Source organism: Paracidovorax sp. MALMAid1276 (assembly GCF_049198005.1).
In the GTDB taxonomy this organism is placed as follows: Bacteria; Pseudomonadota; Gammaproteobacteria; order Burkholderiales; family Burkholderiaceae_C; genus Acidovorax.
Window position 1 is genome coordinate 1 of sequence record NZ_JBMIRS010000259.1, and the last position, 20,802, is coordinate 20,802.

20 protein-coding genes are annotated in these 20,802 nt (G+C 69.2%); 10 read left to right on the forward strand and 10 right to left on the reverse strand.

The genetic code is table 11. The annotated features are described in order from the left end of the window. Positions 1-105: 105 nt before the first annotated feature. Complete coding sequence (locus tag ACOQFS_RS21890; protein WP_421564912.1) at positions 106-1,062, reverse strand: inositol monophosphatase family protein; 957 nt, start codon at positions 1,060-1,062, stop codon at positions 106-108. A gap of 174 nt (positions 1,063-1,236) precedes the next feature. Here ACOQFS_RS21890 and ACOQFS_RS21895 point away from each other — a divergent pair, with 174 nt between their 5' ends. Further along, positions 1,237-2,040, forward strand: a complete 804-nt coding sequence (locus tag ACOQFS_RS21895) for an RNA methyltransferase (protein WP_421564913.1) — start codon at positions 1,237-1,239, stop codon at positions 2,038-2,040. 33 nt (positions 2,041-2,073) lie between these two features. Continuing rightward, the gene (cysE, locus tag ACOQFS_RS21900; protein ID WP_421564914.1) at positions 2,074-2,856 is read left to right on the forward strand and encodes a serine O-acetyltransferase; all 783 of its coding nucleotides are present in this window, start codon (positions 2,074-2,076) and stop codon (positions 2,854-2,856) included. Between the two features lie 95 nt (positions 2,857-2,951). Here the strand turns inward: cysE and mog are convergent, their stop codons facing one another. Both mog and yjgA read right to left on the reverse strand, forming a co-directional pair. Continuing rightward, on the reverse strand, positions 2,952-3,557 hold the full coding sequence (gene mog / locus ACOQFS_RS21905; protein ID WP_421564915.1) for a molybdopterin adenylyltransferase: 606 nt from the start codon (positions 3,555-3,557) through the stop codon (positions 2,952-2,954). After that, positions 3,550-4,221 carry a ribosome biogenesis factor YjgA gene (gene yjgA / locus ACOQFS_RS21910; protein WP_421564916.1) on the reverse strand — a complete coding sequence of 224 codons (672 nt, stop codon included), beginning with the start codon at positions 4,219-4,221 and terminating at the stop codon, positions 3,550-3,552. Before yjgA ends, mog begins: the two co-directional genes overlap by 8 nt. A gap of 62 nt (positions 4,222-4,283) precedes the next feature. Here yjgA and pmbA point away from each other — a divergent pair, with 62 nt between their 5' ends. Continuing rightward, entirely contained in the window at positions 4,284-5,681 is a 1,398-nt protein-coding gene (pmbA, locus tag ACOQFS_RS21915) for a metalloprotease PmbA (RefSeq protein ID WP_421564917.1), read from the forward strand. A gap of 252 nt (positions 5,682-5,933) precedes the next feature. On the opposite strand, the gene ACOQFS_RS21920 is transcribed toward pmbA, so the two are convergent. The 5 genes from ACOQFS_RS21920 to ACOQFS_RS21940 form a co-directional block, all read right to left on the reverse strand. Next, entirely contained in the window at positions 5,934-6,614 is a 681-nt protein-coding gene (locus ACOQFS_RS21920) for a MarC family protein (protein WP_421564918.1), read from the reverse strand. Positions 6,615-6,729: 115 nt separating this feature from the next. Continuing rightward, entirely contained in the window at positions 6,730-7,533 is an 804-nt protein-coding gene (hpaI, locus tag ACOQFS_RS21925) for a 4-hydroxy-2-oxoheptanedioate aldolase (protein WP_421564919.1), read from the reverse strand. A gap of 15 nt (positions 7,534-7,548) precedes the next feature. Beyond that, positions 7,549-9,018 carry an NAD-dependent succinate-semialdehyde dehydrogenase gene (locus ACOQFS_RS21930; protein ID WP_421564920.1) on the reverse strand — a complete coding sequence of 490 codons (1,470 nt, stop codon included), beginning with the start codon at positions 9,016-9,018 and terminating at the stop codon, positions 7,549-7,551. 92 nt (positions 9,019-9,110) lie between these two features. Beyond that, the gene (locus ACOQFS_RS21935) at positions 9,111-10,658 is read right to left on the reverse strand and encodes a UxaA family hydrolase (RefSeq protein ID WP_421564921.1); all 1,548 of its coding nucleotides are present in this window, start codon (positions 10,656-10,658) and stop codon (positions 9,111-9,113) included. 75 nt (positions 10,659-10,733) lie between these two features. Further along, positions 10,734-11,726: a tripartite tricarboxylate transporter substrate binding protein gene (locus tag ACOQFS_RS21940; protein WP_421564922.1), complete on the reverse strand. Its 993-nt coding sequence runs from the start codon at positions 11,724-11,726 to the stop codon at positions 10,734-10,736. 163 nt (positions 11,727-11,889) lie between these two features. Between ACOQFS_RS21940 and ACOQFS_RS21945 the strand changes: the two genes are divergently transcribed. Next, the gene (locus tag ACOQFS_RS21945; protein ID WP_421564923.1) at positions 11,890-12,837 is read left to right on the forward strand and encodes a LysR substrate-binding domain-containing protein; all 948 of its coding nucleotides are present in this window, start codon (positions 11,890-11,892) and stop codon (positions 12,835-12,837) included. Positions 12,838-12,840: 3 nt separating this feature from the next. Here ACOQFS_RS21945 and ACOQFS_RS21950 read toward each other — a convergent pair whose 3' ends face one another. Beyond that, positions 12,841-13,887, reverse strand: a complete 1,047-nt coding sequence (locus ACOQFS_RS21950; RefSeq protein ID WP_421564924.1) for a patatin-like phospholipase family protein — start codon at positions 13,885-13,887, stop codon at positions 12,841-12,843. A 155-nt stretch (positions 13,888-14,042) separates the two neighbouring features. Here ACOQFS_RS21950 and ACOQFS_RS21955 point away from each other — a divergent pair, with 155 nt between their 5' ends. Then, positions 14,043-14,567: an AAA family ATPase gene (locus tag ACOQFS_RS21955; RefSeq protein ID WP_421564925.1), complete on the forward strand. Its 525-nt coding sequence runs from the start codon at positions 14,043-14,045 to the stop codon at positions 14,565-14,567. Positions 14,568-14,774: 207 nt separating this feature from the next. Here ACOQFS_RS21955 and ACOQFS_RS21960 read toward each other — a convergent pair whose 3' ends face one another. After that, positions 14,775-15,542, reverse strand: a complete 768-nt coding sequence (locus tag ACOQFS_RS21960) for an IclR family transcriptional regulator (RefSeq protein WP_421564926.1) — start codon at positions 15,540-15,542, stop codon at positions 14,775-14,777. Between the two features lie 98 nt (positions 15,543-15,640). Here ACOQFS_RS21960 and ACOQFS_RS21965 point away from each other — a divergent pair, with 98 nt between their 5' ends. The 5 genes from ACOQFS_RS21965 to ACOQFS_RS21985 are packed head-to-tail and all read left to right on the forward strand — an operon-like array spanning position 15,641 to position 20,802. Then, positions 15,641-16,495: an SDR family oxidoreductase gene (locus tag ACOQFS_RS21965; RefSeq protein WP_421564927.1), complete on the forward strand. Its 855-nt coding sequence runs from the start codon at positions 15,641-15,643 to the stop codon at positions 16,493-16,495. A 25-nt stretch (positions 16,496-16,520) separates the two neighbouring features. Continuing rightward, entirely contained in the window at positions 16,521-17,888 is a 1,368-nt protein-coding gene (locus ACOQFS_RS21970; protein WP_421564928.1) for a flavin-containing monooxygenase, read from the forward strand. A 33-nt stretch (positions 17,889-17,921) separates the two neighbouring features. Then, a complete protein-coding gene (locus tag ACOQFS_RS21975; protein WP_421564929.1) occupies positions 17,922-18,857 on the forward strand; it encodes a bile acid:sodium symporter family protein in 936 nt (311 codons plus the stop codon). After that, a complete protein-coding gene (locus tag ACOQFS_RS21980; protein ID WP_421564930.1) occupies positions 18,854-19,873 on the forward strand; it encodes an SDR family oxidoreductase in 1,020 nt (339 codons plus the stop codon). Before ACOQFS_RS21975 ends, ACOQFS_RS21980 begins: the two co-directional genes overlap by 4 nt. Beyond that, positions 19,870-20,802 carry an EamA family transporter gene (locus ACOQFS_RS21985; RefSeq protein WP_421564931.1) on the forward strand — a complete coding sequence of 311 codons (933 nt, stop codon included), beginning with the start codon at positions 19,870-19,872 and terminating at the stop codon, positions 20,800-20,802. The genes ACOQFS_RS21980 and ACOQFS_RS21985 overlap by 4 nt, the downstream gene beginning before the upstream one ends.

Here is a 20,802-nt window from a genome sequence, read left to right on the forward strand (position 1 = left end):
TTACCAGGTGGAACGAGCCCACTCCACCCGTTCATGCTGAGCTTGTCGAAGCGCTGCGCGAGGCTTCGACAGGCTCAGCACGAACGGGTATGGGGATGCAAGCCGTCAGAACGGCGCGTCTTCGCCCTTGGCGGTGTCGGCCTGGGGTGCGGCTTCGGCCGCGCTGGATTCGGCATCCGCCGCTGCATCAGCCTCCGCGCCCGCAGGCGCATCGGCCGCAGCGGCCTGCCGCACAGCCGCCTTGTCGCCCGCGCTCGCGAACTTGCTGTACTTGCCCACGATGGGCACCAGCTGGCCGTAGATGCGCGGGTTGCCGGCCAGGCACTCGCGCTGCTCCAGAAAGTCGGCCTCGCCGGTGAAGTTGCCCACCAGGCCGCCGGCCTCCGTCACCAGCAGCGAACCCGCTGCCACGTCCCAGATCGACAGGCCCGATTCGAAGAAGCCATCCGTGAAGCCGGCTGCCACATACGCCAGGTCCAGCGCCGCGGCGCCGGGGCGGCGGATGCCGGCGGTGCGCTGCATCACGTCGCCCATCATGTTCATGTAGCTCTTGAAGTTGTCGCCCGGGCGGAAGGGGAAGCCCGTGGAGACCAGGCAGTCCTTGAGCTGGGTGCGCTTGCTCACGCGGATGCGGCGCTCGTTGAGGAAGGCGCCGCGGCCCTTGGTGGCGGTGAAGAGGTCGTTGCGCGTGGGGTCGTACACCACGGCCTGTTCGATCTTGCCCTTCACGGAGAGCGCGATGCTCACGCAGTAGACGGGAAAGCCGTGGATGAAGTTGGTGGTGCCGTCCAGCGGGTCGATGATCCAGACAAACTCGGAATGCTTGGCGCCGTATTCCTTGCCCGACTCTTCGGCCAGGATGCCGTGGCCGGGGTAGGCCGTGAGCAGGGTCTCGATGATGGCCTGCTCGGAGGCGTGGTCCACCTCGGTCACAAAGTCGTTGATCTGCTTTTGCGAGATGCGCACCGATTCCACGTCCAGGGCCGCGCGGTTGATGAGGGCGCCGGCGGCGCGTGCGGCCTTGATGGCCACGTTGAGCATGGGGTGCAGATTGGACGACATAAATTGTGGTGGTGGGCAGCGCGCGGCCGGCGTGGCGCGCGCGTCTGCGTAGCAGGATGAGCGGGAGGTCGGACCCGGCCCGGCGATGCGGGCGGCGACAATGGAGGGCGGGATTTTACCCGCAGTGCCTTTTTTCGCCTAACCGGCTGCTGGTTCCGCAGCCCTGTCCCGCCCATGAAGACCCGTTTTGTCCTGATCAACACCAGCCACGCCGGCAATGTGGGCGCCGCCGCCCGCGCCATGAAGACCATGGGCTTTGACGACCTGGTGCTGGTGGCGCCCCGCTGGGCCAATGTGCTGCGGCGCGAAGAAACCATCCAGCGCGCGAGTGGTGCCCTCGATGTGCTGGCCAACGCCCGCATCGTGGCCACGCTGGATGAGGCCCTGGACGGCATCAGCCACCTGTGCGCCACGGCGATGACGCCGCGCGACTTTGGCCCCCCCGCTGCCGCGCCCCGTCAGCATTTCGAGATGCTATTAAAAGGAGAGCTGTCTGCGCTGGATGGTAAAGCGCTGGAGGCCGAAAACAGTCAAATTTCTGACCAAGACGGTGACCGCCCCGCCGCCCCGTCGGGCGTGGCGTTCCTGTTCGGGTCCGAGCGCTTCGGCATGGCCAACGAGGACGTGTACCGCTGCCACGTGGCGCTTTCCATTCCCACCAACCCGGGCTTCGGCTCGCTCAACCTGGGCGCGGCCATCCAGGTGATTGCCTACGAATGGCGCCAGGCGCTGGGCGGCTTTGCCGTGCAGAGCGCCACGCCGCCCCGCGCGCAGGCCGACGCCGCGCAGGTGGCCGGCATGCTGGCCCACTGGGAGCAGGCGCTCGCCGCCATCGGCTTTCTGGACCCCGCCGCGCCCAAGAAGCTCATGCCCCGCCTTAACCAGCTTTTCAACCGCGCGCAGCTGGCCCCCGAGGAAATCCACATCCTGCGAGGTGTCGCCAAAGCCATGATCGAGGCGGCCGAGGCGAAACGATAGACTGTCCCACCCATTTACAAATAACCACAACCAATGTTCGCCCGCCTGCGCTCCGATATCCAGTGCATCCTCGACCGCGACCCTGCCGCGCGCAGCACGTGGGAGGTGATCACCTGTTATCCGGGCCTGCACGCGATCTGGCTGCACCGCCCCGCGCACTGGTGCTGGACGCATGGCCTCAAATGGCTGGGGCGGTTCATCTCGCACTTTGCGCGCTGGTTCACGGGCATCGAGATCCACCCCGGCGCCAGGATCGGCGAGCGCGTGTTCTTCGACCACGCCATGGGCGTGGTGGTGGGCGAGACGGCCGAGATCGGCGACGGCTGCACCATCTACCAGGGCGTGACGCTGGGCGGCACCTCGCTGTACAAGGGCGCCAAGCGCCACCCCACGCTGGGCCGCGATGTGGTGGTGAGCGCGGGCGCCAAGGTGCTGGGCGGCTTTGAGGTGGGCGACGGCGCCAAGATCGGCAGCAATGCCGTGGTCATCAAGCCCGTGCCGGCCGGCGCCACGGCCGTGGGCATCCCGGCGCGCATCATCCCGTCCAAGGCCGGCGAAAGCGCCGACGTGACCGAGCCGCAGCAGGCGCGCAAGTTCACGGCCTATGGCATCACGCAAGAGGACGACCCGCTCTCGCAGGCCATGCGCGGCCTGATCGACAACGCCTCGTCGCAAGAGCACCAGATTGCGCTGCTCTGGCAGGCCATCGAAAAGCTCTCGGCCACCAGCCAGCAGGCCAAGGACTGCGTGCCCGGTGACGCCGCCATCAAGGAGCAGTTCGAGGCCGGCAAGCTCAACGAGCTGGTGGGCAAGTAAGGCCTGGGCCGCCTGTTTCCGGCACTATCAAAAAAATAGCTGCCAGCGCTTGGTACACAAGCGCTGGCAGCTATTTTTCTTTGATTTTTTGATGCTCAGGCCGTGCGCGGCGCGCGGATGGCGGTCTTGGGACGGAACGCCTTGCAGACCTCGTCACGCGTTTCCAGGTACGGCCCGCCGATCAAGTCGATGCAGTAGGGCACGGCGGCAAAGATGCCCGGCACGACCTGCTGGCCTGCGGCGTCCTTCAGGCCTTCCAGCGTCTCGGCAATCGCCTTGGGCTGTCCGGGCAGGTTGATGATCAGGCTGCGGCCGCGAATCACCGCCACCTGGCGCGAGAGGATGGCGGTGGGCACGAACTTCAGGCTGATCTGGCGCATCTGCTCGCCAAAGCCCGGCATCTCCTTGTGCGCCACGGCCAGCGTGGCTTCGGGCGTCACGTCGCGCAGCGCGGGGCCGGTGCCGCCGGTGGTCAGCACCAGGTGGCAGCCTGCCACGTCGCACAGATCGGTCAAGGTGGCGCTGATGCCGGCCTGTTCGTCGGGAATCAGGCGCGGCTCGAACTGGATGGGGTTGTGCAGCGCGCGCGTGAGCCAGTCCTGCAGTGCGGGCAAGCCCTTGTCCTCATAGACGCCGCTGCTGGCGCGGTCGCTGATGGAGACGATGCCGATCTTCACCGCGTCATGCTGGAGCTCACTCATCGCTGGGGTCCTCGTCGGTGTCGCTGGCCTCTGCCGTGCCCGTGCCGCCCAGGTGCTCGCGCACCAACTGGAACAGCTCGCGGTAGGCGCGGCCCTTGCGCGGCGCCAGGCCTTGCGACGCCTGCACGTTGGCCTCCTTGCCCGCAGGCTGGGCGTCCTTGCGCGCCTGGCGCACCAGGGCACGCAGTTGCTGCGTGTCGGTGGTGGGGTGCTCGGCCATCCAGGCGGCCAGCGTGTCGTCGTCGGCAATCAAGCGGTCGCGCCATTGTTCGGCCAGGTGCAGCTGCAGCTTTTCGGTGGCCGAGCCCTTGCGCTGCTCTTCCAGCGCCTGTCGGGCGGCGTCCACCAGTTCGGGTTCGAGCTTGCGCATGAGCTTGCCCACGTACTGCATCTGGCGGCGCTTGCCTTCGAAATTGGTGATGCGCCGGGCTTCGGCCAGCGCGTCCACCAGCTTGTCGGGCAGGCCCACGGCGTCGAACAGGTCGGCGCGCAGGCTGAGCAGCTCCTTGCCCAGGTCCTGCAGTTCATCGCTCTCGCGCTTGAGGTCGGTGCGGCTGGCGTCGGGCGTGCCTTTGAGTTCGGCCTTGAGCTGAATGTCCAGTTCGCTGCCCTCGGCAACGAAGTGGCCCTTCACAAAGTAGCCTTTTTTGGGTTTGCGTGACATGGGGAGGGGAAAAAACCAGTGGCGCAGAGCGCGCCACAGCGGCAAGTATCATAGCCGCCGCTATGAACAAACCCTCCGACAGCGCCCAGCGCACCCCCGACAGCGGCTTCAGCTACAGCCGCCCGTTTTTTGAAGAGCTGGTGGACCGCGCGCTGGCGCATGCCAAGAAATTGGGTGCCACGGATGCAGGCGCCGAGGCGTCCGAGGGCTGCGGCCTGTCGGTCAGCGTGCGCAAGGGCGAGCTGGAAAACGTGGAGCGCAACCGCGACAAGTCCCTGGGCGTGACGGTCTACATCGGCCACCGCCGGGGCAATGCCAGCACGTCCGATTTTTCGCCCCAGGCCATCGAGCAGACCGTGCAGGCGGCCTATGACATCGCCCGCTTCACGGCCGAAGACCCCGTGGCGGGTCTGCCCGACGCCGACGACATCGCGCCCGAGGACACGCACCGCGACCTGCAACTCTTTCACCCCTGGGCCATCACCAGCGAGGCGGCCGCCGAAATGGCCAAGGCCTGCGAGGCCGCCGCGCTCAAGACGCACCGGCGCATCACCAACAGCGAAGGCGCGGGCGTGTCGGCCCAGCAAAGCCATTTCTTCAGCGCCCACACGCGAGGCTTTCGCGGCGGCTATGCCAGCTCGCGCCACAGCTTCTCGGTCGCTCCCATCGCGTCGCTGCCGGGCAAGAACGCCGAGATGCAGCGCGACGCCTGGTACAGCTCCATGCGCAACGCGGCCGACCTGGCCTCGCCCGAGGCCGTGGGCCGCTACGCCGCACAGCGCGCGCTGAGCCGCCTGGGCAGCCGCAAGATCCCCACCACGCAGTGCCCCGTGCTGTTCGAATCCACCCTGGCCGCCGGCCTGCTGGGCGGCTTCGTGCAGGCCGTGAGCGGCGGTGCGCTCTATCGCAAGAGCACATTCCTGCTCGACTCGCTGGGCAAGCAGGTCTTCCCCAAGCACATCGACATCCTCGAAGACCCCTTCATCCTGGGCGGCAAGGGCAGCTCGCCGTTTGACGAAGAGGGCGTGCGCGTGACGCCGCGCAAGGTGGTGCAGGGCGGGCGCGTGCAGGGCTACTTCCTCAGCAGCTACTCGGCCCGCAAGCTGGGCATGAAGACCACGGGCAACGCGGGTGGCTCGCACAATCTGGTGATGACCTCGCGGCTCACACAGGCCAGCGACAACCTCGACGCCATGCTGCAAAAGCTGGGCACGGGCCTGTTTGTGGTGGAGCTGATGGGCCAGGGCGTGAACTACGTGACGGGCGACTATTCGCGCGGCGCGAGCGGCCTCTGGGTGGAGAACGGCAAGATCGCCTTCCCCGTGCACGAGATCACCATCGCGGGCAACCTCAAGGACATGCTCAAGGGCATCGAGGCCGTGGGCGCGGACGCCTACAACTACGGCGCCAAGACGGTGGGATCGGTGCTGATCAACCGGATGAAGGTGGCGGGGAGCTGAGCTGCGCACACGCCGGCGTGAACCACCCGCCGCGCGATCGGTCCACCCGCCAGGCCCCCGCGCACCGGTGGCCTGCGTTTCTTTGGGGCCGGGCCCGCGCGGCCCTTCAGCCGGGCCTGGCCACCGCCCCCACCATGGCCCGCGCGATGCCGGTGCTGGCGCAGGCGGCGGTCTTGCGCCCGTGTCCGTGTCGCGTGCTGACCGGTGCAGGAGGCATGGGGTGCGCGGGCATACCGGGTGGCCGGCCGGGCGTCACAGGCCGCGCACCAGCTCGCTGATGCCGTCCCACACGATCTGCACGCCCAGGCACAGCAGGATGAAGGCGCTCAGCCGCAGGAACACCGTGGTGCCGGTCTCGCCCAGCGGCTTGAGCAGCTGTGTGGCGTAGCGGAACGCCACGAACAGCACGCAGCCGATGACCACCAGGCCGCCAAAGCCCCCGGCGATGCGGGCCAGCGACGGTGCCAGCTGGTCTTCATGCAGCGTGACGCCGATGGTGATGGCCGCTGCCAGTGAACCGGGGCCGCAGCTGATCGGGAAGGTGAGCGGGTAGAAGGCGTGGGTGCGGGCCATCTCGGGCGTGAAGGCATCGGCCAGGGCCTGCCGGCTGTCGCGCGTGGAGGGGCCCACGGCCAGCAGGCGCCAGGCGTTGGCGGCGATCAGCGAGCCGCCCGCCACCCGCACGATGGGCAGCGAGATGCCGAACAGGTCCAGTACATAGGAGCCCACCAGCATCGCGCCGGTGATTAGCACCACCATGTTGGTCGCAATGCGCCGGGCCAGCAGGCGGCGCGTGTCGTCGCTGGCGCCCTCGGTCAGCCCGAGGAAGATCGGCGCCGTGGCCGCTGGATTCAGGATGGGCAGCAAGGTGGCCAGCACCAGCAGGAAGCTCTTGCCGGCGACCAGGAGCAGGGACAGGGGATCGATGGACATGCGCGTTGGGGCTTGGCCCTTTGCCCCTGGTGGGGGCGTGGCCCTTTGCCCCTATGGTACGGGCACGGAGTGCGCCTGGCCACCAGCGGGCGCGTGGCCCGCGCGCCGCGCTCGCTCAGTAGGCGGCGCCCGGGGCCTGCGCGGCCGGCTGGGCAGAGCCGGTGAAGCGGCCCCGCAGCGTGCGCGCGGCCTGGGCGAACAGCAGCACATCCACCCCCACCGCCACAAAGGTGCAGCCCAGCTGCAGATAGCGCTGTGCCAGCGCCGGGTCGGACGTGAGCGTGCCGGCGGCCTTGCCGCTGGCGATGATGGTGCGCATGGCGGCCTCGATGGCGGCCTGCACCTCGGGGTGGCCGGGGTTGCCCCGGTGACCCATGGAGGCCGCCAGGTCGGCCGGGCCGATGAACACGCCGTGCACGCCGTCCACCGCACAGATGGCCTCCAGGTTCTGCAGCGCCGTCACGGTTTCGGCCTGCACCAGCAGGCAGACCTCGTCGTCGGCCACGCCCAGGTAGTCGCTGCGGGCGCTCCACTGCGAGGCGCGGCCCACGGCGCTGCCCACGCCGCGCACACCCAGCGGCGGGTATTGCGTGGCGGCGACGATGGCGCGCGCCTGCTCGGCCGTGTCCACCATGGGCACCAGCAGCGTTTTCGCGCCAATGTCCAGCATCTGCTTGATGAGGGCCGTACTGCCTTCCACCACGCGCACCACCGGCTGCGCCGGGTGCGGGGCCACGGCCTGCAGCGCGGCCAGCGTGCTGCGCACGTCGTTGGGGGCGTGCTCGCCATCGATCAGCAGCCAGTCATAGCCGCAGGTGGCCGACACCTCGGCCAGGTACGGGTCGGCCATGGACAGCCACAGGCCGACCTGCGGGCGGCGTTCGGCCAGGGCCGTCTTGAAGGGGTTGTGTGCGGGCATGGTGCTTCCTCGGGTTCAGTCCAGCTGCCCCTGGCAGACGTATTTGGTGTGCAGGTAGTCGTCCAGGCCGTGGGTGGAGCCTTCGCGGCCGTAGCCGGATTCCTTCACGCCGCCGAAGGGCGCGGCCTCGGCGGCCAGCGCGCCTTCGTTGATGCCGACGATGCCGGTCTCCAGCGCATCGGCCACGCGCCAGATGCGGCGCACGTCCTGGCTGTAGAAGTAGGCGGCCAGGCCAAAGGGCGTGTCGTTGGCGGCGGCGATGACCTCGGCCTCGGTGTCGAACACCGTGAGCGGCGCCACGGGGCCGAAGGTCTCCTCGCAGGCGCAGGCCATGGCGGCGGTGGCGCCGGTGAGCACGGTGGGCGCGTAGTAGGTCGGGCCCAGGTGGGGCAGGCGCTGGCCGCCGGTGAGCACCGTGGCGCCCCGGGCCACGGCGTCCTGCACATGGCGCTCGATCTTTTCCACCGCGCGGTCGTTGATCATCGGGCCGATCTGCGAGGCCGGGTGGCTGGCCGGGCCGACCTGCAAGGCCGCCACGGCGGCGGCCAGCTGGCCCGCAAATGCGTCGAACACCGCGCGGTGCACGAACACCCGGTTGGGGCACACGCAGGTCTGGCCGCCATTGCGGAACTTGGCGGCCATGAAACCCTGCACGGCGGCGCCCACGTCGGCGTCTTCGAACACGATGAAGGGCGCGTTGCCGCCCAGCTCCAGCGACAGCTTTTTCAGCGTGTCGGCGCTGCGCCGCGCCAGGTGCTTGCCCACGGGGGTGGAGCCGGTGAAGGTGATCTTGCGCACGCGGCTGTCATCCAGCCACACGTCCACCACGGCGGGCGTGTTCTCGCGCGAGGCGGTGACGATGTTGAGCACGCCCGCTGGCACGCCGGCCTCGTGGGCCAGTTGCACCAGCGCGAGCGAGGTCAGCGGCGTGTCCTCGGCCGGCTTGCACACCACGGTGCAGCCTGCGGCCAGCGCGGGCGCGATCTTGCGCGCGATCATCGCGGCCGGAAAATTCCACGGCGTGATCGCGGCCACCACGCCCACGGGCTCTTTCAGCGCGAACATGCGGCGGCCCGGCACGGGCGCGGGAATGAGCTCGCCATTCATGCGCGTGGCCTCTTCGGCAAACCATTCGATGTAGCTGGCCGCATAGGCCACTTCGCCCTTGCCTTCGGCCAGCGGCTTGCCCTGTTCCATCGAGATCAGCGCGCCCAGGTCGTCCTGGTGGGCCAGCACCAGGTCGTTCCAGCGCTTGAGGATGGCGGCGCGCTGCCGGGCCGGCACCTTGCGCCAGGCAGGGAAGGCGGCGTGGGCGGCATCCAGTGCAGCGCGGGCTTCGTGGGCGCCCGAGTCGGGCACTGAGGTGATGGGGGTGCCGGTGGCGGGGTTGGTCACGGCCAGCAGGGCGCCGGGGCCGGGCGTCCATTGGCCGGCGATGAAGTTGGCGCTGCGAACTAGGTCGGCGCGGGTCAGGGTCAGGGGCATGAATATTCGAAGAAAAATGGCCTTCACCGCTTATCCATCATGCATTTGTAGCTATGCTTTTGGGAGTAATGCGTCGCAGGCGAATCCGAGGGTCAACTCACAATCCCCAGGTGCCACGGCACGAACTCATGGTCACCCAGGCCCAGCAGTTCGCTCTTGGTCTGGTCACCGCTGGCGTGCCGCAGGATCTGATCAAAGATGCGCTGGCCCAGCTCGGCCACGGTGCATTCGCCGTCGATCACCACGCCGCAGTTGATGTCCATGTCTTCCTCCAGCCGGGTGAACATGGGCGTGTTGCTGGCCAGCTTGATGGTGGGCGCGGGCTTGCTGCCAAACATGGAGCCGCGCCCGGTGGTAAAGCAGATGAGTTGCGCGCCGCTGGCGATCTGGCCGGTGGAGGCCACCGGGTCGTAGCCCGGCGAGTCCATGAACACAAAGCCGTGCTCGGTGATGGGCTCGGCGTATTCGTACACCGCGCGCAGGGGCGTGGTGCCGCCCTTCATCGCGCTGCCCAGCGATTTTTCAAAGATGTTGGCCAGGCCGCCGGCCTGGTTGCCGTGGCCCACCACGCCGTTGAACTGGGCGTTCTGGCCTGCGGTGTATTGCTCCCACCAGGCCAGGCGGTCCAGCAGTTTCTGGCCGACTTCGGGGGTGATGGCGCGGCGGGTGAGCATGAACTCCACGCCGTGGATTTCGGGCGTCTCGCTCAGGATGGCCGTGCCGCCGTGGCGCACCAGGATGTCCATGGCCGCGCCCAGCGCCGGGTTGGCGGTGATGCCCGAGAAGCCGTCCGAGCCGCCGCATTCGAGCCCGATCTTGAGGTGGCTGGCACTCACGGTGGAGCGCCGCGCTTCGTTGGCAATGGGCAGCATTTCTTCAATCGCGCGGATGCCCGCCTCGATCGTGGCGCGGGTGCCCCCCACGTCCTGCATGACCAGGGTGCGCAGCAGCTGGCCTTCCTTCAGCCCTTGCGAGTCCACCAGGGCATCGACCTGGTTGCGTTCACACCCCAGGCCCACGATGAGCACGCCGGCCAGGTTGGGGTGGCGTGCGTAGCCAGCCAGGGTGCGGCGCAGCACGTCGAAGTGTTCGCTGGGTGACGACATGCCGCAGCCGCTGGTCTGGGCAAAGGCGGCCACGCCATCCACATGCGGGTAGGCGGCCAGCCGCTCGGGCGTGAAGTGCGCCGCAATGCGCTTGATGACCGTGGCCGAGCAGTTCACCGACGACAGGATGCCGATGAAGTTGCGCGTGCCCACGCCGCCGCCCGGCCGCACATAGCCCTCGAAGGTGGCGCGCTCGGCCTCGGGCACATAGTCCACGGGCCGCACATCGGTGCCGAAGGCCGGGTCGCGGTAGTAGTCCGCCAGCTGCAGGTTGTGGCTGTGCACATAGTCACCCGGCTCCAGGTCGCGTGCCGCCACGCCGATCACGGTGTCGTACTTCTTCACCTGCTCGCCCGCCGCAATGCGGCGCGCAGCGATCTTGTGGCCGGCAGGCACCTGGGCGCGGGTGCGCACGCCCAGCTCGGGAATCTCCTGGCCCAGCGCCAGCGCGGTTTTGGCCACCAGCACGTTGTCGTTGGGGTGCAGATGCAGCAAGGGGCTGGCAAGCAGGGCGGGGGCCGTGGGGGCGTTCATGGGGGTGGCTTGGTTGTCGAATGGGGAGCGCGCTCCGGTGGGAGCGCGCGGTGGGTGCTGCGGGTCAGCGTCTCGTTAGCTCTTCATCAGCTCGCGCAGCTTGAGCTTGTCGATCAGCACCGTCTCCTTGGCATAGACGGCGTTCACATACTTCTCGTAGTCCGGCCCGTCCAGGTACAGCAGCGGCGCATCGAGCTTGTCGATCACCGCCTTGAACTCGGCGCTGGCCACGGCTTGCTTGAACGCATCGCGCAGCTTGGCGGCCACGGCCGGGTCCAGGCCCTTGGGTGCGCCGATGCCGTTGGGGGCATCCACCACCACGTCATAGCCCAGTTCGCGCAGCGTGGGCACGTCCTTGAAACGGGCGGTGCGCTGCTCGCCCCAGGTGGCCAGCAGGCGCAGCTTGCCGGCCTCCACATGCGGCGCCCACGAGCTGGAATCGGCCAGCGCATCCACATGGCCGCCCAGCACGCCCTGCAGCGCCTCGGCGCCGCCCTTGAAGGGCACGTGGTTGAACTGGATGCCGGCCGCGCTGGCAAATTCCTCCATGCCCACATGCGTGGCGCCGCCCACGCCGGCATGGGCATAGGTCACCTTGCCGGGGTTGGCCTTGGCAAAGGCCACCAGGTCCTTGAGGGTCTTGTGCGGCGAGGCGGTGGGCACGGCAATGCCGAAGGTCTGGCCCGAGGTGCGCGCGAGGAAGGTGAAATCCTTGCGCGGGTCGGCGGCCAGCGTGCCCAGCTGCGAGAAGCGCGTCACGGAAATCGGGATCTGGCCGATGGTGTAGCCGTCGGGCTTGGCCGAGGCCAGGGCCTTGGCGCCGATCATGCCCGAGGCACCGGCGCGGTTCTCCACCGCAATGCTCTGGCCCAGCACGCGGCCGGCCACGGTGCACAGCGCGCGCATGGTCTGGTCGGCCGTGCCACCGGCCGGCCAGGGGCAGATGAAGGTGATGGGCCGCTCGGGCCAGGCCTGGGCCAGCAGGCGCGCGGGTGCGGCGGCAAGGGTGGCGGCGCCCAGGGCGCCGAGGACGAACTGGCGCCGTCCATCGTGGGTGGAATGCTGCATGCGGTGTGTCTCCTGTTATCGGTATCGAGAGCCGCCATTGTTGGAACTTGCTGCATAACAATCCAATGAAAATACCGACTGGCTTCATGTCAATCAAGTTATGAATGAGGCAAACCATTCCGCATTCCATTCCCCGTTTTTGCATCCTCCGGAGTCCACCACGATGGCACAGATCGACCGCGTCCTGCGCAGCAACCTCAAGCTGCGCCACCTGCAGATGCTGGTGGCGCTGGACCAGTTTCGCCACCTGGGGCGCGCGGCGGAGTTTCTGTCGGTCACGCAGCCCGCCGTGTCCAAGACGCTGGCCGAGATCGAGAGCCTGTTCGGTCTGCCGCTGTTCGAGCGCTCCACGCGCGGCACCGAGCCCACGGCGGCCGGTGCCAGCGTGGTGCGCTTTGCGCGCTCGGTGCTTGCCGGGTATGAGCGCACGCGCGACGAGATGGCCGCCGAGGCCAGCGGCGCCAGCGGCCGCACCAGCGTGGGCGCGATGGTGGTGGCCACGCCGGTGCTGCTGGCGCAGGCGGTGGAGCGGCTCAAGGCCGTGTCGCGGCGCACCACGGTGCTGATCGACGAGGGCGACCTCACGCGCCTGCTGCCCCGGCTGCGGCTGGGCGAGCTGGACCTGTTCGTGGGCCGGCTGGAGCCCGGCTATGCCGCCCCCGACCTGGAGACCGAGCCGCTCTACGACGACCCCATGGTGGCCGTGGTGCACCCGGCGCACGCGCTGGCAAAGAAGCGCAAGCCCCAGTGGGCGGATCTTGCGGCCGCGCCCTGCGTGCTGCCGCCGCCCTGGGCGTCGCTGCGGGTCAAGCTCACCCAGCAGTTCTTTGCCCACGGGCTGCACCCGCCGGAGGACATCGTCGAGTCGGCGTCGTTCCTGTCGCAGATCAGCTTTGTGCAGCAGCGCGGCGCGGTGGCCTTCATGGCGCGCACCGTGGCGCGGCACTTTGCCGCGCAGGGTTTGGTGGCGGTGCTGCCGCTGCCGGTGCCGGTGGATCTGCCGCCCGTGGGCCTCATCACGCTGCGCGGGCAGCGGCTGACGCCGGTGACGCAGCTGCTGGTGGAATGCCTGCGCGAGGTGGCGGCGGGTGGTGGTGTGGCGCGGCGCTGAGGCTCAGGGCGCCGCGCAGGCTTCGCCCAGCCCCGCCATGCCCGCCAGCTTCTGCAGGCGCGAGCGGTTGTCCAGGCAGGCCTGGCGCTGCGCCTCGGCCGCCTTTTGCTGGGCCAGGCGGGTGGCCTGCTCGCGCTCGGCCTGCAACTGGGCCACGCGCTCGCGGATCTGCGGCATGGCGGCCAGCGCGGCCTTTTCGCCTTCCAGGATGGCACTGGCGCGTTGGGTGAAGTCGGCCGCGCCGATGTCCAGCACCTGGGGGCGGATCACCACGTCGGCCCGCGCCAGCTCGGCCTCGCCCAGCTTCTGGCCCATGATGGCGATCGACTGGTTCAGCGCGCCCAGCATGTTGCCCGGTGTCTGGCCGCGCGCCTTGTTCGAAATATCGACGGCCACCACCACGTCGGCGCCCAGCTGGCGCGCGGCGTCCACCGGCACCGGGCTCACGATGCCGCCGTCCACGAAGTGGAACTTGCCGATGGTGACGGGCTGGAACACGCCGGGCACGCTGCTCGATGCGCGCACGGCCTGGCCGGTGTTGCCGCGCGCAAACACGGTGCGCTGGCCGTCCTCCAGCCGCGTGGCCACGGCCACGAAGGGCTTGGGCAGCTGCTCCAGCGGCTTGCGGCGCACCTGCTCGTTGACGTAGTCCTCCAGCTTCTGGCCCAGCACCAGGCCGCCGGAAGACAGCTGCAGGTCGCGGATGCGGGTTTCGTCCAGCGCCACGGCCTTTTCCTGCAGCTCGAACGCGTTCATGCCGCTGGCGTACAGCGCACCCACCACGCTGCCCGCGCTGGTGCCGGCCACCACGGCGGGCGTGAAGCCGTTGGCTTCGAGCATCTTGATGACGCCGATGTGCGCAAAGCCCTTGGCCGCGCCGCCACCCAGCGCAATGCCGACCTTGATGGGCGCGGGCGCGGCAGGCGCGGTGGCGGTGGGTGTTGCCACCGGGGCGGTGGCGGGGCTTGAGGCGGGCGGTGGGCTGCCGCAGGCGGCAAGGGTGCCCAGGGCCGCCAGGCCCAGGGGGCGCAACAGGGCGTGCAGGCGCATTCGGCGGAACCAGGTGGGGCAAAGCGGCGATTTTATCGGGCGTGCCGCGCACGGCCTGGGTGGGCCGGTGGGTTGGGTGGGGCCAGGCTGGTAGTCTGTGGCCCGATGCCGTCTCACCATCGTCCCGCCCCCGCTCCAACGTCTCGGTCCTCCGCATGCTGATTGTTTTCTCCGGCCTTCCAGGCACCGGCAAGACCACGCTGGCCCAAGCCCTGGCCGCCGCGCGGGGGGCGGCCTACCTGCGCATCGATGCCATCGAACAGGCGCTCTGCACCGTTGGTGGCGGGCGCGCGCCCGCGGGCCCCGAGGGCTATCGGGTGGCGTATGCGCTGGCGGAGTCCAACCTGCGGCTGGGCCTGGCCGTGGTCGCGGACTGCGTGAACCCGCTGGAGGTCACGCGGGCCGCGTGGCGGGATGTGGCCCGGCGCGCGGGCGCGCCCCTCGTCGAGGTGGAGGTGGTGTGCCCCGACCGCGCCGAACACCGGCGCCGGGTGGAGGGCCGCCGCGCCGATCTGCCGGGCCATGTGTTGCCCACATGGGCATCGGTGCTGTCGCACGAGTACGCGCCCTGGCAGGGCGAACGCCTGGTGCTGGACACCGCCGCGCTGAGCGTGCCCCAGGCGCTCGATGCCCTGGTGCAGGCCTGCACCGCAGCAGGTGCATCGCGTCAAAAAAAGTGAATGAAATTGGCCGTTAGCGCTTATCCATAAAGGGCTTGCAGCTATCAATTCAATAGTTTCATGCCGTGCGAGTGTGCTCAACCCGCAGCCACCGCACGGCAATCGCCTCGCCCATTTGCGGGGTGTTGGCGCTGGCCGCGCCCATCGAATTGCCTCCCATGGGCCTGATCACCCTGTGCGGCCAGCGGAAAGCCGCGCACAAAAAGGTTAGCCCCAGGTGCGGGCAAGGGCGGCGGCCGCAGCCTGCAACCTCGGCAGCTTCTCCAGCGCCTGGGCCAGCGACATGCGTGCCACCGGCGCCTGCAGCGCCACGGCGCAGCGGATGCTGTGGCCATCGGCACCGCGCACCGGCACGGCCACGCAGACCAGGCCTTCGACGAACTCCTCGGCATCGACCGCATAGTCGTCCTTGCGGATGCGCTTGAACTCCGCATCGAGCGCGGCGCGCGTGGTCAGCGTGGTGGCGGTGTGGCGGGTCAGCGCCAGGCCGTCGAGCAGCTTGTTGCGCTGGCCAGCCGCCATGTGAGCCAGCAGCAGCTTGCCGCTGGCCGAGCAGTGCACGGGCACGCGTGTGCCGGGGCGCAGGTTCATCTGCAGCGGAAAGGCCGACTCGATGCGGTCCAGGTACACCACCTCCGCGCCCGACAAGGCCGTGAAGTTGCAGCTCTCGCCCACCTCGGCCACCAGCTGGCGCAGCACGGCGTGGCGCACACCCTGCTGCGTGCTGCCGGCCAGCGTGGCCTCGGCCAGGCGCAGCAGGCGCGGGGCCGGGGCGTAGCGCCGGCCATCGGGTTCGCGTGCCAGCAGGCCGCCGGCTTCCAGCTGCACCAGCAGCCGGTGCACGCTGGGCTTGGGCCAGCCGCTGGCGGCCACGGCCTCGGCCAGGGTCAGCGGGCGCGCCTCGCGCACCAGCAGCTCCAGCAGGTCGAAGAGGCGCAGGCCGGGGGATACCGCAGTCGTCGTGTTTTCTGTCATGAATCTCTGATTTCGAGATGAAATGGGAAAAAATTTCGGGATTTATAAGGCCTGCCCTACAGTGGGCGCAACCCTTTTCCGGAAAACCCTTTTCACCCATGGCCCCACCTTCCCCCCTGTTTCGCAATGCGGTCGTGACCGGCGCCTGTGGCGGCCTGGGCCAGGCCCTGGTGCGCGAGTTGCTGGCCCAGGGCGCCCAGGTGGCCCTGGTGGGCCTGCAGCGCGATGTGCTCGATGCGCTGGCGGCCATCGCGCCCGGGCGCTGCGCGGTGTACACGCCCGACGTGGCCGATGCCGCCGCCATGGCGCAGGTGGCGGCCGACTGGATGGCGCGTGCGGGCCTGCCCGATCTGGTGGTGGCCAATGCCGGCGTGGCGGGCGGCTTTGATACCGGCGAGGTCGGCGACCTGGTCGTCATGCGCCGCATGCTGGAGATCAATCTGCTGGGCCCGGCCACCACCTTCCAGCCCTTCGTGCAGGCGCTGCGTGCACATGCCGTACAGGGGCCGCGCTGCGCCCTGGTGGGCGTGGCCAGCATCGCGGGCTGGCGCGGCATGCCCGGCAACGGCGCCTACTGCGCGAGCAAGGGCGGCCTGATCCGCTACCTGGAGAGCCTGCGCGCCGAATGCCGGGGTACGCGCCTGTCCGTGCACACCGTGAGCCCGGGCTACCTGCGCACGGCGCTCACCGCGGGCAACCGCTTCGCCATGCCCGGCCTGATGGAGCCCGACGCTGCCGCGCGTGCGCTGCTGGCGGGCGTGGCACGCGGGCGCGAACACATCGTGCTGCCGCGCCATATCGGCTGGCTCTCGCGCCTGCTGGCCTGCCTGCCCGCGGCCACCTACGACCGTCTGCTGCGTGGCCAGCCGCGCAAGCCGCGCGTAGGCGAGGCGGGTGCCACCGCCATCCCGGGACTGCCGGCTTCTGCCCAGGCGCCCTCCGAACCCCGTTGAACTCCTCCCGCGAGCACGCCCCCAGATGCAAGACGATCTCCGCCACGCCACCACCGGCCTGCAGGCCTGCGTGGACACCACCACACCTGCCACGCGCGGCGCGATTGCGCTTATCGGCGCCGGTCCCTCCGGCCTGGCCGGCGCGCGCAACCTGCAGAAGCTGGGCATACCGTTCCAGGGTTTCGAGGCCTATACCGATGTGGGTGGGCTGTGGAACATCGCCAACCCGCGCTCCACGGTCTACGAGTCGGCCCACCTGATATCGAGCAAGCGCACCACCGAGTTCAGCGAGTTCCCCATGGCCGACAGCGTGGCCGACTACCCCAGCCACCGCGAGCTGTGCCGCTACTTTGCGGCCTTTGCCGAGCACTTCGACCTGCGCCGGCATTTCCGCTTCGGCGTGCGCGTGCTCAAGGTGGAGCCGCTGGATGAGCGCGCAGACAGCCTGTGGCGTGTGACCATCGCCACGGCGGACGGCGGCACCGAATCGGCCGAGTACAAGGGCGTGGTCATCGCCAACGGCACGCTGGCCGAGCCCAGCATGCCGAAGTTCGAGGGCCATTTCAGCGGCGAGTTGTTGCACACCTCGGCCTACAAGCACGCGCAGCAGTTCCAGGGCAAACGCGTGCTCATCGTGGGCGCGGGCAACTCGGGCTGCGACATCGCGGTGGATGCGGTGCACTATGCCGACAGCGTGGACATCTCGGTGCGGCGCGGCTACTACTTCGTGCCCAAGTATGTGTTCGGCAAGCCGGCCGATACGCTGGGCGGCAAGCGCCCGCTGCCGCCCTGGCTCAAGCAGAAGGTGGACAGCACGGTGCTCAAATGGTTCACGGGCGACCCCACACGCTTTGGCTTTCCCAAGCCCACCTACAAGATGTACGAGTCGCACCCCATCGTGAACTCGCTCATCCTGCACCACCTGGGCCATGGCGACATCCATGTGAAGCCCGACATTGCCCGCTTCGACGGCCCCACCGTGCACTTCAAGGACGGCACGCAGCAGGACTACGACATGGTGCTGGCTGCCACCGGCTACACGCTGCACTACCCCTTCATCGCGCGTGAGCTGCTCAACTGGCAGGGCATGGCGCCGCGCCTGCACCTGAACATCTTTGCGCCCGGCCGGCACCGCCTGGCCGTGCTGGGCATGATCGAGGCCAGCGGCATCGGCTGGCAGGGCCGCTACGAGCAGGCCGAGCTGGTGGCGCGCTATTTCAAGGCGCTCGATGCTGGCTCGCCGGCCGCGCAGGCCTTCACGGCCGCGGTGCAGGGCCCGCCGCCCGACCTGTCGGGCGGCTTCAAGTACCTGCAGCTCGAACGCATGGCCTATTACGTGCACAAGGACACCTACCGCGCGGCGGTGCGCAAGGCATCGGCCGGGCTGGCCTGATCGGCGACAAGAAAAGCACCGAGGAGACAACCCATGCTGCCCGTGGACGAGATCCGCCTGAATTTCAACCCCGCCTCGCTGATGCTGCTCAACGCGGTGCTGGCCTTCCTGATGTTCGGCATCGCGCTCGACACGCGGGTGGCCGACTTCCGCCGCGTGGCCAAGATGCCCTGGGCCATGGCCGTGGGCATTGCCGCCCAGTTCATCGTGCTGCCGGCGGTGACCTTTGCGCTCACGCTGCTGCTGGGCGTGGGGCCCAGCATCGCGCTGGGCATGATCCTGGTGGCCTGCTGCCCGCCGGGCAATGTGTCCAACATCCTCACGCACCGCGCACGCGGCAATGTGGCGCTGTCGGTGTCCATGACGGCGATCTCCAACGCCATCGCCATCGTGGCCATGCCGCTCAACTTCGCGTTTTGGGGCGGCATGCACCCCACGGCCGTGCCGCTGCTCAAGGCCATTGCGCTCGACCCGCTGGAGATGGTGGGCCACATTGTCGCCATCATCGGCCTGCCCTTCGTGCTGGGCCTGGCCTGCGCGCACCAGCTGCCGCGATTCACCCAGCGTGTGAAGAAGGCCGTGCGCATCGTGAGCTTCCTGGCGCTCATCGGCTTCATCCTCGGGGCCATCGCGGGCAACTGGCGCTTCTTCCTCGACTATGTAGGCTTGGTGCTGCTGGCCGTGGTGCTGCACGATGCGCTGGCCTTCGGCACCGGCTACCTGTGCGCGCGCGCCACCGGCCTGCAAGACTTTGACCGGCGTGCGGTCTCCATTGAGGTCGGCATCCGCAATGCGGGCCTGGGCCTGGTGTTGATCTTCAGCTTCTTCGGCGGCCTGGGCGGCATGGCCGTGGTGGCAGGCGTCTGGGGCTTCTGGGACATCATCGCCGGCCTGGCGCTGGCCAGCTGGTGGGGGCGCAGGGACCCGGTGGGGGCCCCGCCCGCAGCGGCCCTGGGGGAGCACGCATGAGCTCCCCAACCATGCGCGCCCGCAATGTCCTCGTCACCGGGGCCGATGGGTTCCTGGGCCGCGGCGTGGTGGCGGCATTGGCGAGACGCCCGGACACCGGCACCGTGGTGGCCCTTGATGTGCGCGAGGTGCCCGTCGAGCGCCGTGAACCGGGCGTCACCTACCAGGCCCAGGACGTGCGCGACCCGGCCCTGGCCACCACCCTGCAGCGCCATGCCATCGACACGGTGGTGCACCTGGCCTCCATCGTCACGCCGGGCCGTGACTCGAACCGCGCTTTTGAATACGACGTGGACGTGAACGGCACACGCAATGTGCTCGAGGCCTGTGCGGCGCAGGGCGTGCGGCATGTGGTGGTGTCGTCCAGCGGTGCGGCCTATGGCTACCACGCCGACAATGCGCCCTGGATCACCGAGGACCACCCGCTGCGCGGCAACGAGGCCTTTGCCTACGCGCACCACAAGCGCCTGGTCGAGGAGATGCTGGCCGCATGGCGCCACAACCACCCCGCGCTGGCGCAGACCGTGCTGCGCATCGGCACCATCCTGGGCGAGCGGGTGGACAACCAGATCACCGCGCTGTTCGAGAAGCCGCGCCTCTTGGCCATCCGCGGCAGCGACAGCCCCTTCGTCTTCATATGGGACGAAGACGTGACCGGCGCACTGCTGCATGCGCTCGATGGCGCGGCACCGGGTTGCTACAACCTCGCGGGCGACGGGGCGCTCACCATCCACCAGATCGCTGCGCGCCTGGGCAAGACCACGCTCGACCTGCCGGCCTGGCTGTTGCAAGCGGCCCTGTTCGTGGGATCGCGCCTGGGGCTGAGCCGCTATGGCCCCGAGCAGCTCGACTTTCTGCGCTACCGGCCGGTGCTGCTCAACACCGCGCTCAAGGAGCAACTGGGCTATATGCCGCGCAAGACCAGTGCGCAGGCCTTCGATGCCTTCATTGCGGCGCGGCAGCGGCAGGGACGGCCCGTGGCCGTGGCCGACACCCTGGCGGGCAGCGGCGCATGAGCACCGCGGCGACTGCCGTGGGCGATGCGCCACCGCGTGCGCTCTCGCAGGGCGACCTGGCCTGCGCGCTCGCGGTCATCCTGATCTGGGGCTCGAACTTCGTGGTCATGAAGATGGGGCTACAGACCCTGAGCCCCATGCTGCTGGGCGCGCTGCGCTTTGTCGCGGCGTCGCTGCCCTTTCTGCTCTTCGTGCGCCGGCCGCAACTGCCCTGGCGCTTCATCATCGCCTACGGCCTGGCCCAGGGCGTGGGGCAGTTCGGCCTGCTGTTCCTGGGCCTGCGCCTGGGCATGACGGCGGGCATGGCCTCCGTGGTCATGCAGACCCAGGCCTTCTTCACGCTGATCCTCGCGGTCACGCTGTTGCACGAGCGCGCGCGCCCGGCGCAGTGGCTGGGCCTGGCGGTGGCGTTCGCGGGCCTCTTGGTGATCGCCAGCGCGCATGGCGAGGGGGCGCTGCAGATGAGCCTGGCGGGCTTCATCCTCACCCTGGGGGCTGCCTTCATGTGGGCCCTGTCCAACCTGGTGGTGCGCTTCGCAGCGCGGGTGGGCGGGCAGTACGCGCCGTTTCCCTTCGTGGTGTGGAGCAGCACCGTGCCCATCGTGCCCTTTTTCGCGTTGGCGTTGTGGCTCGATGGCCCGGCCTCGGTGGCGGCGCAACTGGGTGCCTTGAATGGGCAGGCGTTGTTCGCCGTGCTCTACCTGGCGCTGCTGGCCACCTTGCTGGCCTACAGCCTGTGGACGCGCTTGTTGCAGCGCCACCCGGCCGGGCGGGTGACGCCGTTCTCGCTGCTGATCCCGGTGGTGGGCCTGCTGGCCGCCATGCTGGCGCTGGGCGAGCAGCCCGCGCCCGCGCAATGGGCGGGCACGGCAGCCGTGCTGTGCGGCATGCTCATCAACCAGTTCGGGCACCGGCTGAAGCGGAGTTGA

Excerpts from the sequence above, each read along its gene's own strand:
- ACOQFS_RS21890 (WP_421564912.1), bottom strand. The coding sequence starts at position 1,062 with ATGTCGTCCAATCTGCACCCCATGCTCAACGTGGCCATCAAGGCCGCA.
- ACOQFS_RS21895 (WP_421564913.1), top strand. The coding sequence starts at position 1,237 with ATGAAGACCCGTTTTGTCCTGATCAACACCAGCCACGCCGGCAATGTG.
- cysE (WP_421564914.1), top strand. The coding sequence starts at position 2,074 with ATGTTCGCCCGCCTGCGCTCCGATATCCAGTGCATCCTCGACCGCGAC.
- mog (WP_421564915.1), bottom strand. The coding sequence starts at position 3,557 with ATGAGTGAGCTCCAGCATGACGCGGTGAAGATCGGCATCGTCTCCATC.
- yjgA (WP_421564916.1), bottom strand. The coding sequence starts at position 4,221 with ATGTCACGCAAACCCAAAAAAGGCTACTTTGTGAAGGGCCACTTCGTT.
- pmbA (WP_421564917.1), top strand. The coding sequence starts at position 4,284 with ATGAACAAACCCTCCGACAGCGCCCAGCGCACCCCCGACAGCGGCTTC.
- ACOQFS_RS21920 (WP_421564918.1), bottom strand. The coding sequence starts at position 6,614 with ATGTCCATCGATCCCCTGTCCCTGCTCCTGGTCGCCGGCAAGAGCTTC.
- hpaI (WP_421564919.1), bottom strand. The coding sequence starts at position 7,533 with ATGCCCGCACACAACCCCTTCAAGACGGCCCTGGCCGAACGCCGCCCG.
- ACOQFS_RS21930 (WP_421564920.1), bottom strand. The coding sequence starts at position 9,018 with ATGCCCCTGACCCTGACCCGCGCCGACCTAGTTCGCAGCGCCAACTTC.
- ACOQFS_RS21935 (WP_421564921.1), bottom strand. The coding sequence starts at position 10,658 with ATGAACGCCCCCACGGCCCCCGCCCTGCTTGCCAGCCCCTTGCTGCAT.
- ACOQFS_RS21940 (WP_421564922.1), bottom strand. The coding sequence starts at position 11,726 with ATGCAGCATTCCACCCACGATGGACGGCGCCAGTTCGTCCTCGGCGCC.
- ACOQFS_RS21945 (WP_421564923.1), top strand. The coding sequence starts at position 11,890 with ATGGCACAGATCGACCGCGTCCTGCGCAGCAACCTCAAGCTGCGCCAC.
- ACOQFS_RS21950 (WP_421564924.1), bottom strand. The coding sequence starts at position 13,887 with ATGCGCCTGCACGCCCTGTTGCGCCCCCTGGGCCTGGCGGCCCTGGGC.
- ACOQFS_RS21955 (WP_421564925.1), top strand. The coding sequence starts at position 14,043 with ATGCTGATTGTTTTCTCCGGCCTTCCAGGCACCGGCAAGACCACGCTG.
- ACOQFS_RS21960 (WP_421564926.1), bottom strand. The coding sequence starts at position 15,542 with ATGACAGAAAACACGACGACTGCGGTATCCCCCGGCCTGCGCCTCTTC.
- ACOQFS_RS21965 (WP_421564927.1), top strand. The coding sequence starts at position 15,641 with ATGGCCCCACCTTCCCCCCTGTTTCGCAATGCGGTCGTGACCGGCGCC.
- ACOQFS_RS21970 (WP_421564928.1), top strand. The coding sequence starts at position 16,521 with ATGCAAGACGATCTCCGCCACGCCACCACCGGCCTGCAGGCCTGCGTG.
- ACOQFS_RS21975 (WP_421564929.1), top strand. The coding sequence starts at position 17,922 with ATGCTGCCCGTGGACGAGATCCGCCTGAATTTCAACCCCGCCTCGCTG.
- ACOQFS_RS21980 (WP_421564930.1), top strand. The coding sequence starts at position 18,854 with ATGAGCTCCCCAACCATGCGCGCCCGCAATGTCCTCGTCACCGGGGCC.
- ACOQFS_RS21985 (WP_421564931.1), top strand. The coding sequence starts at position 19,870 with ATGAGCACCGCGGCGACTGCCGTGGGCGATGCGCCACCGCGTGCGCTC.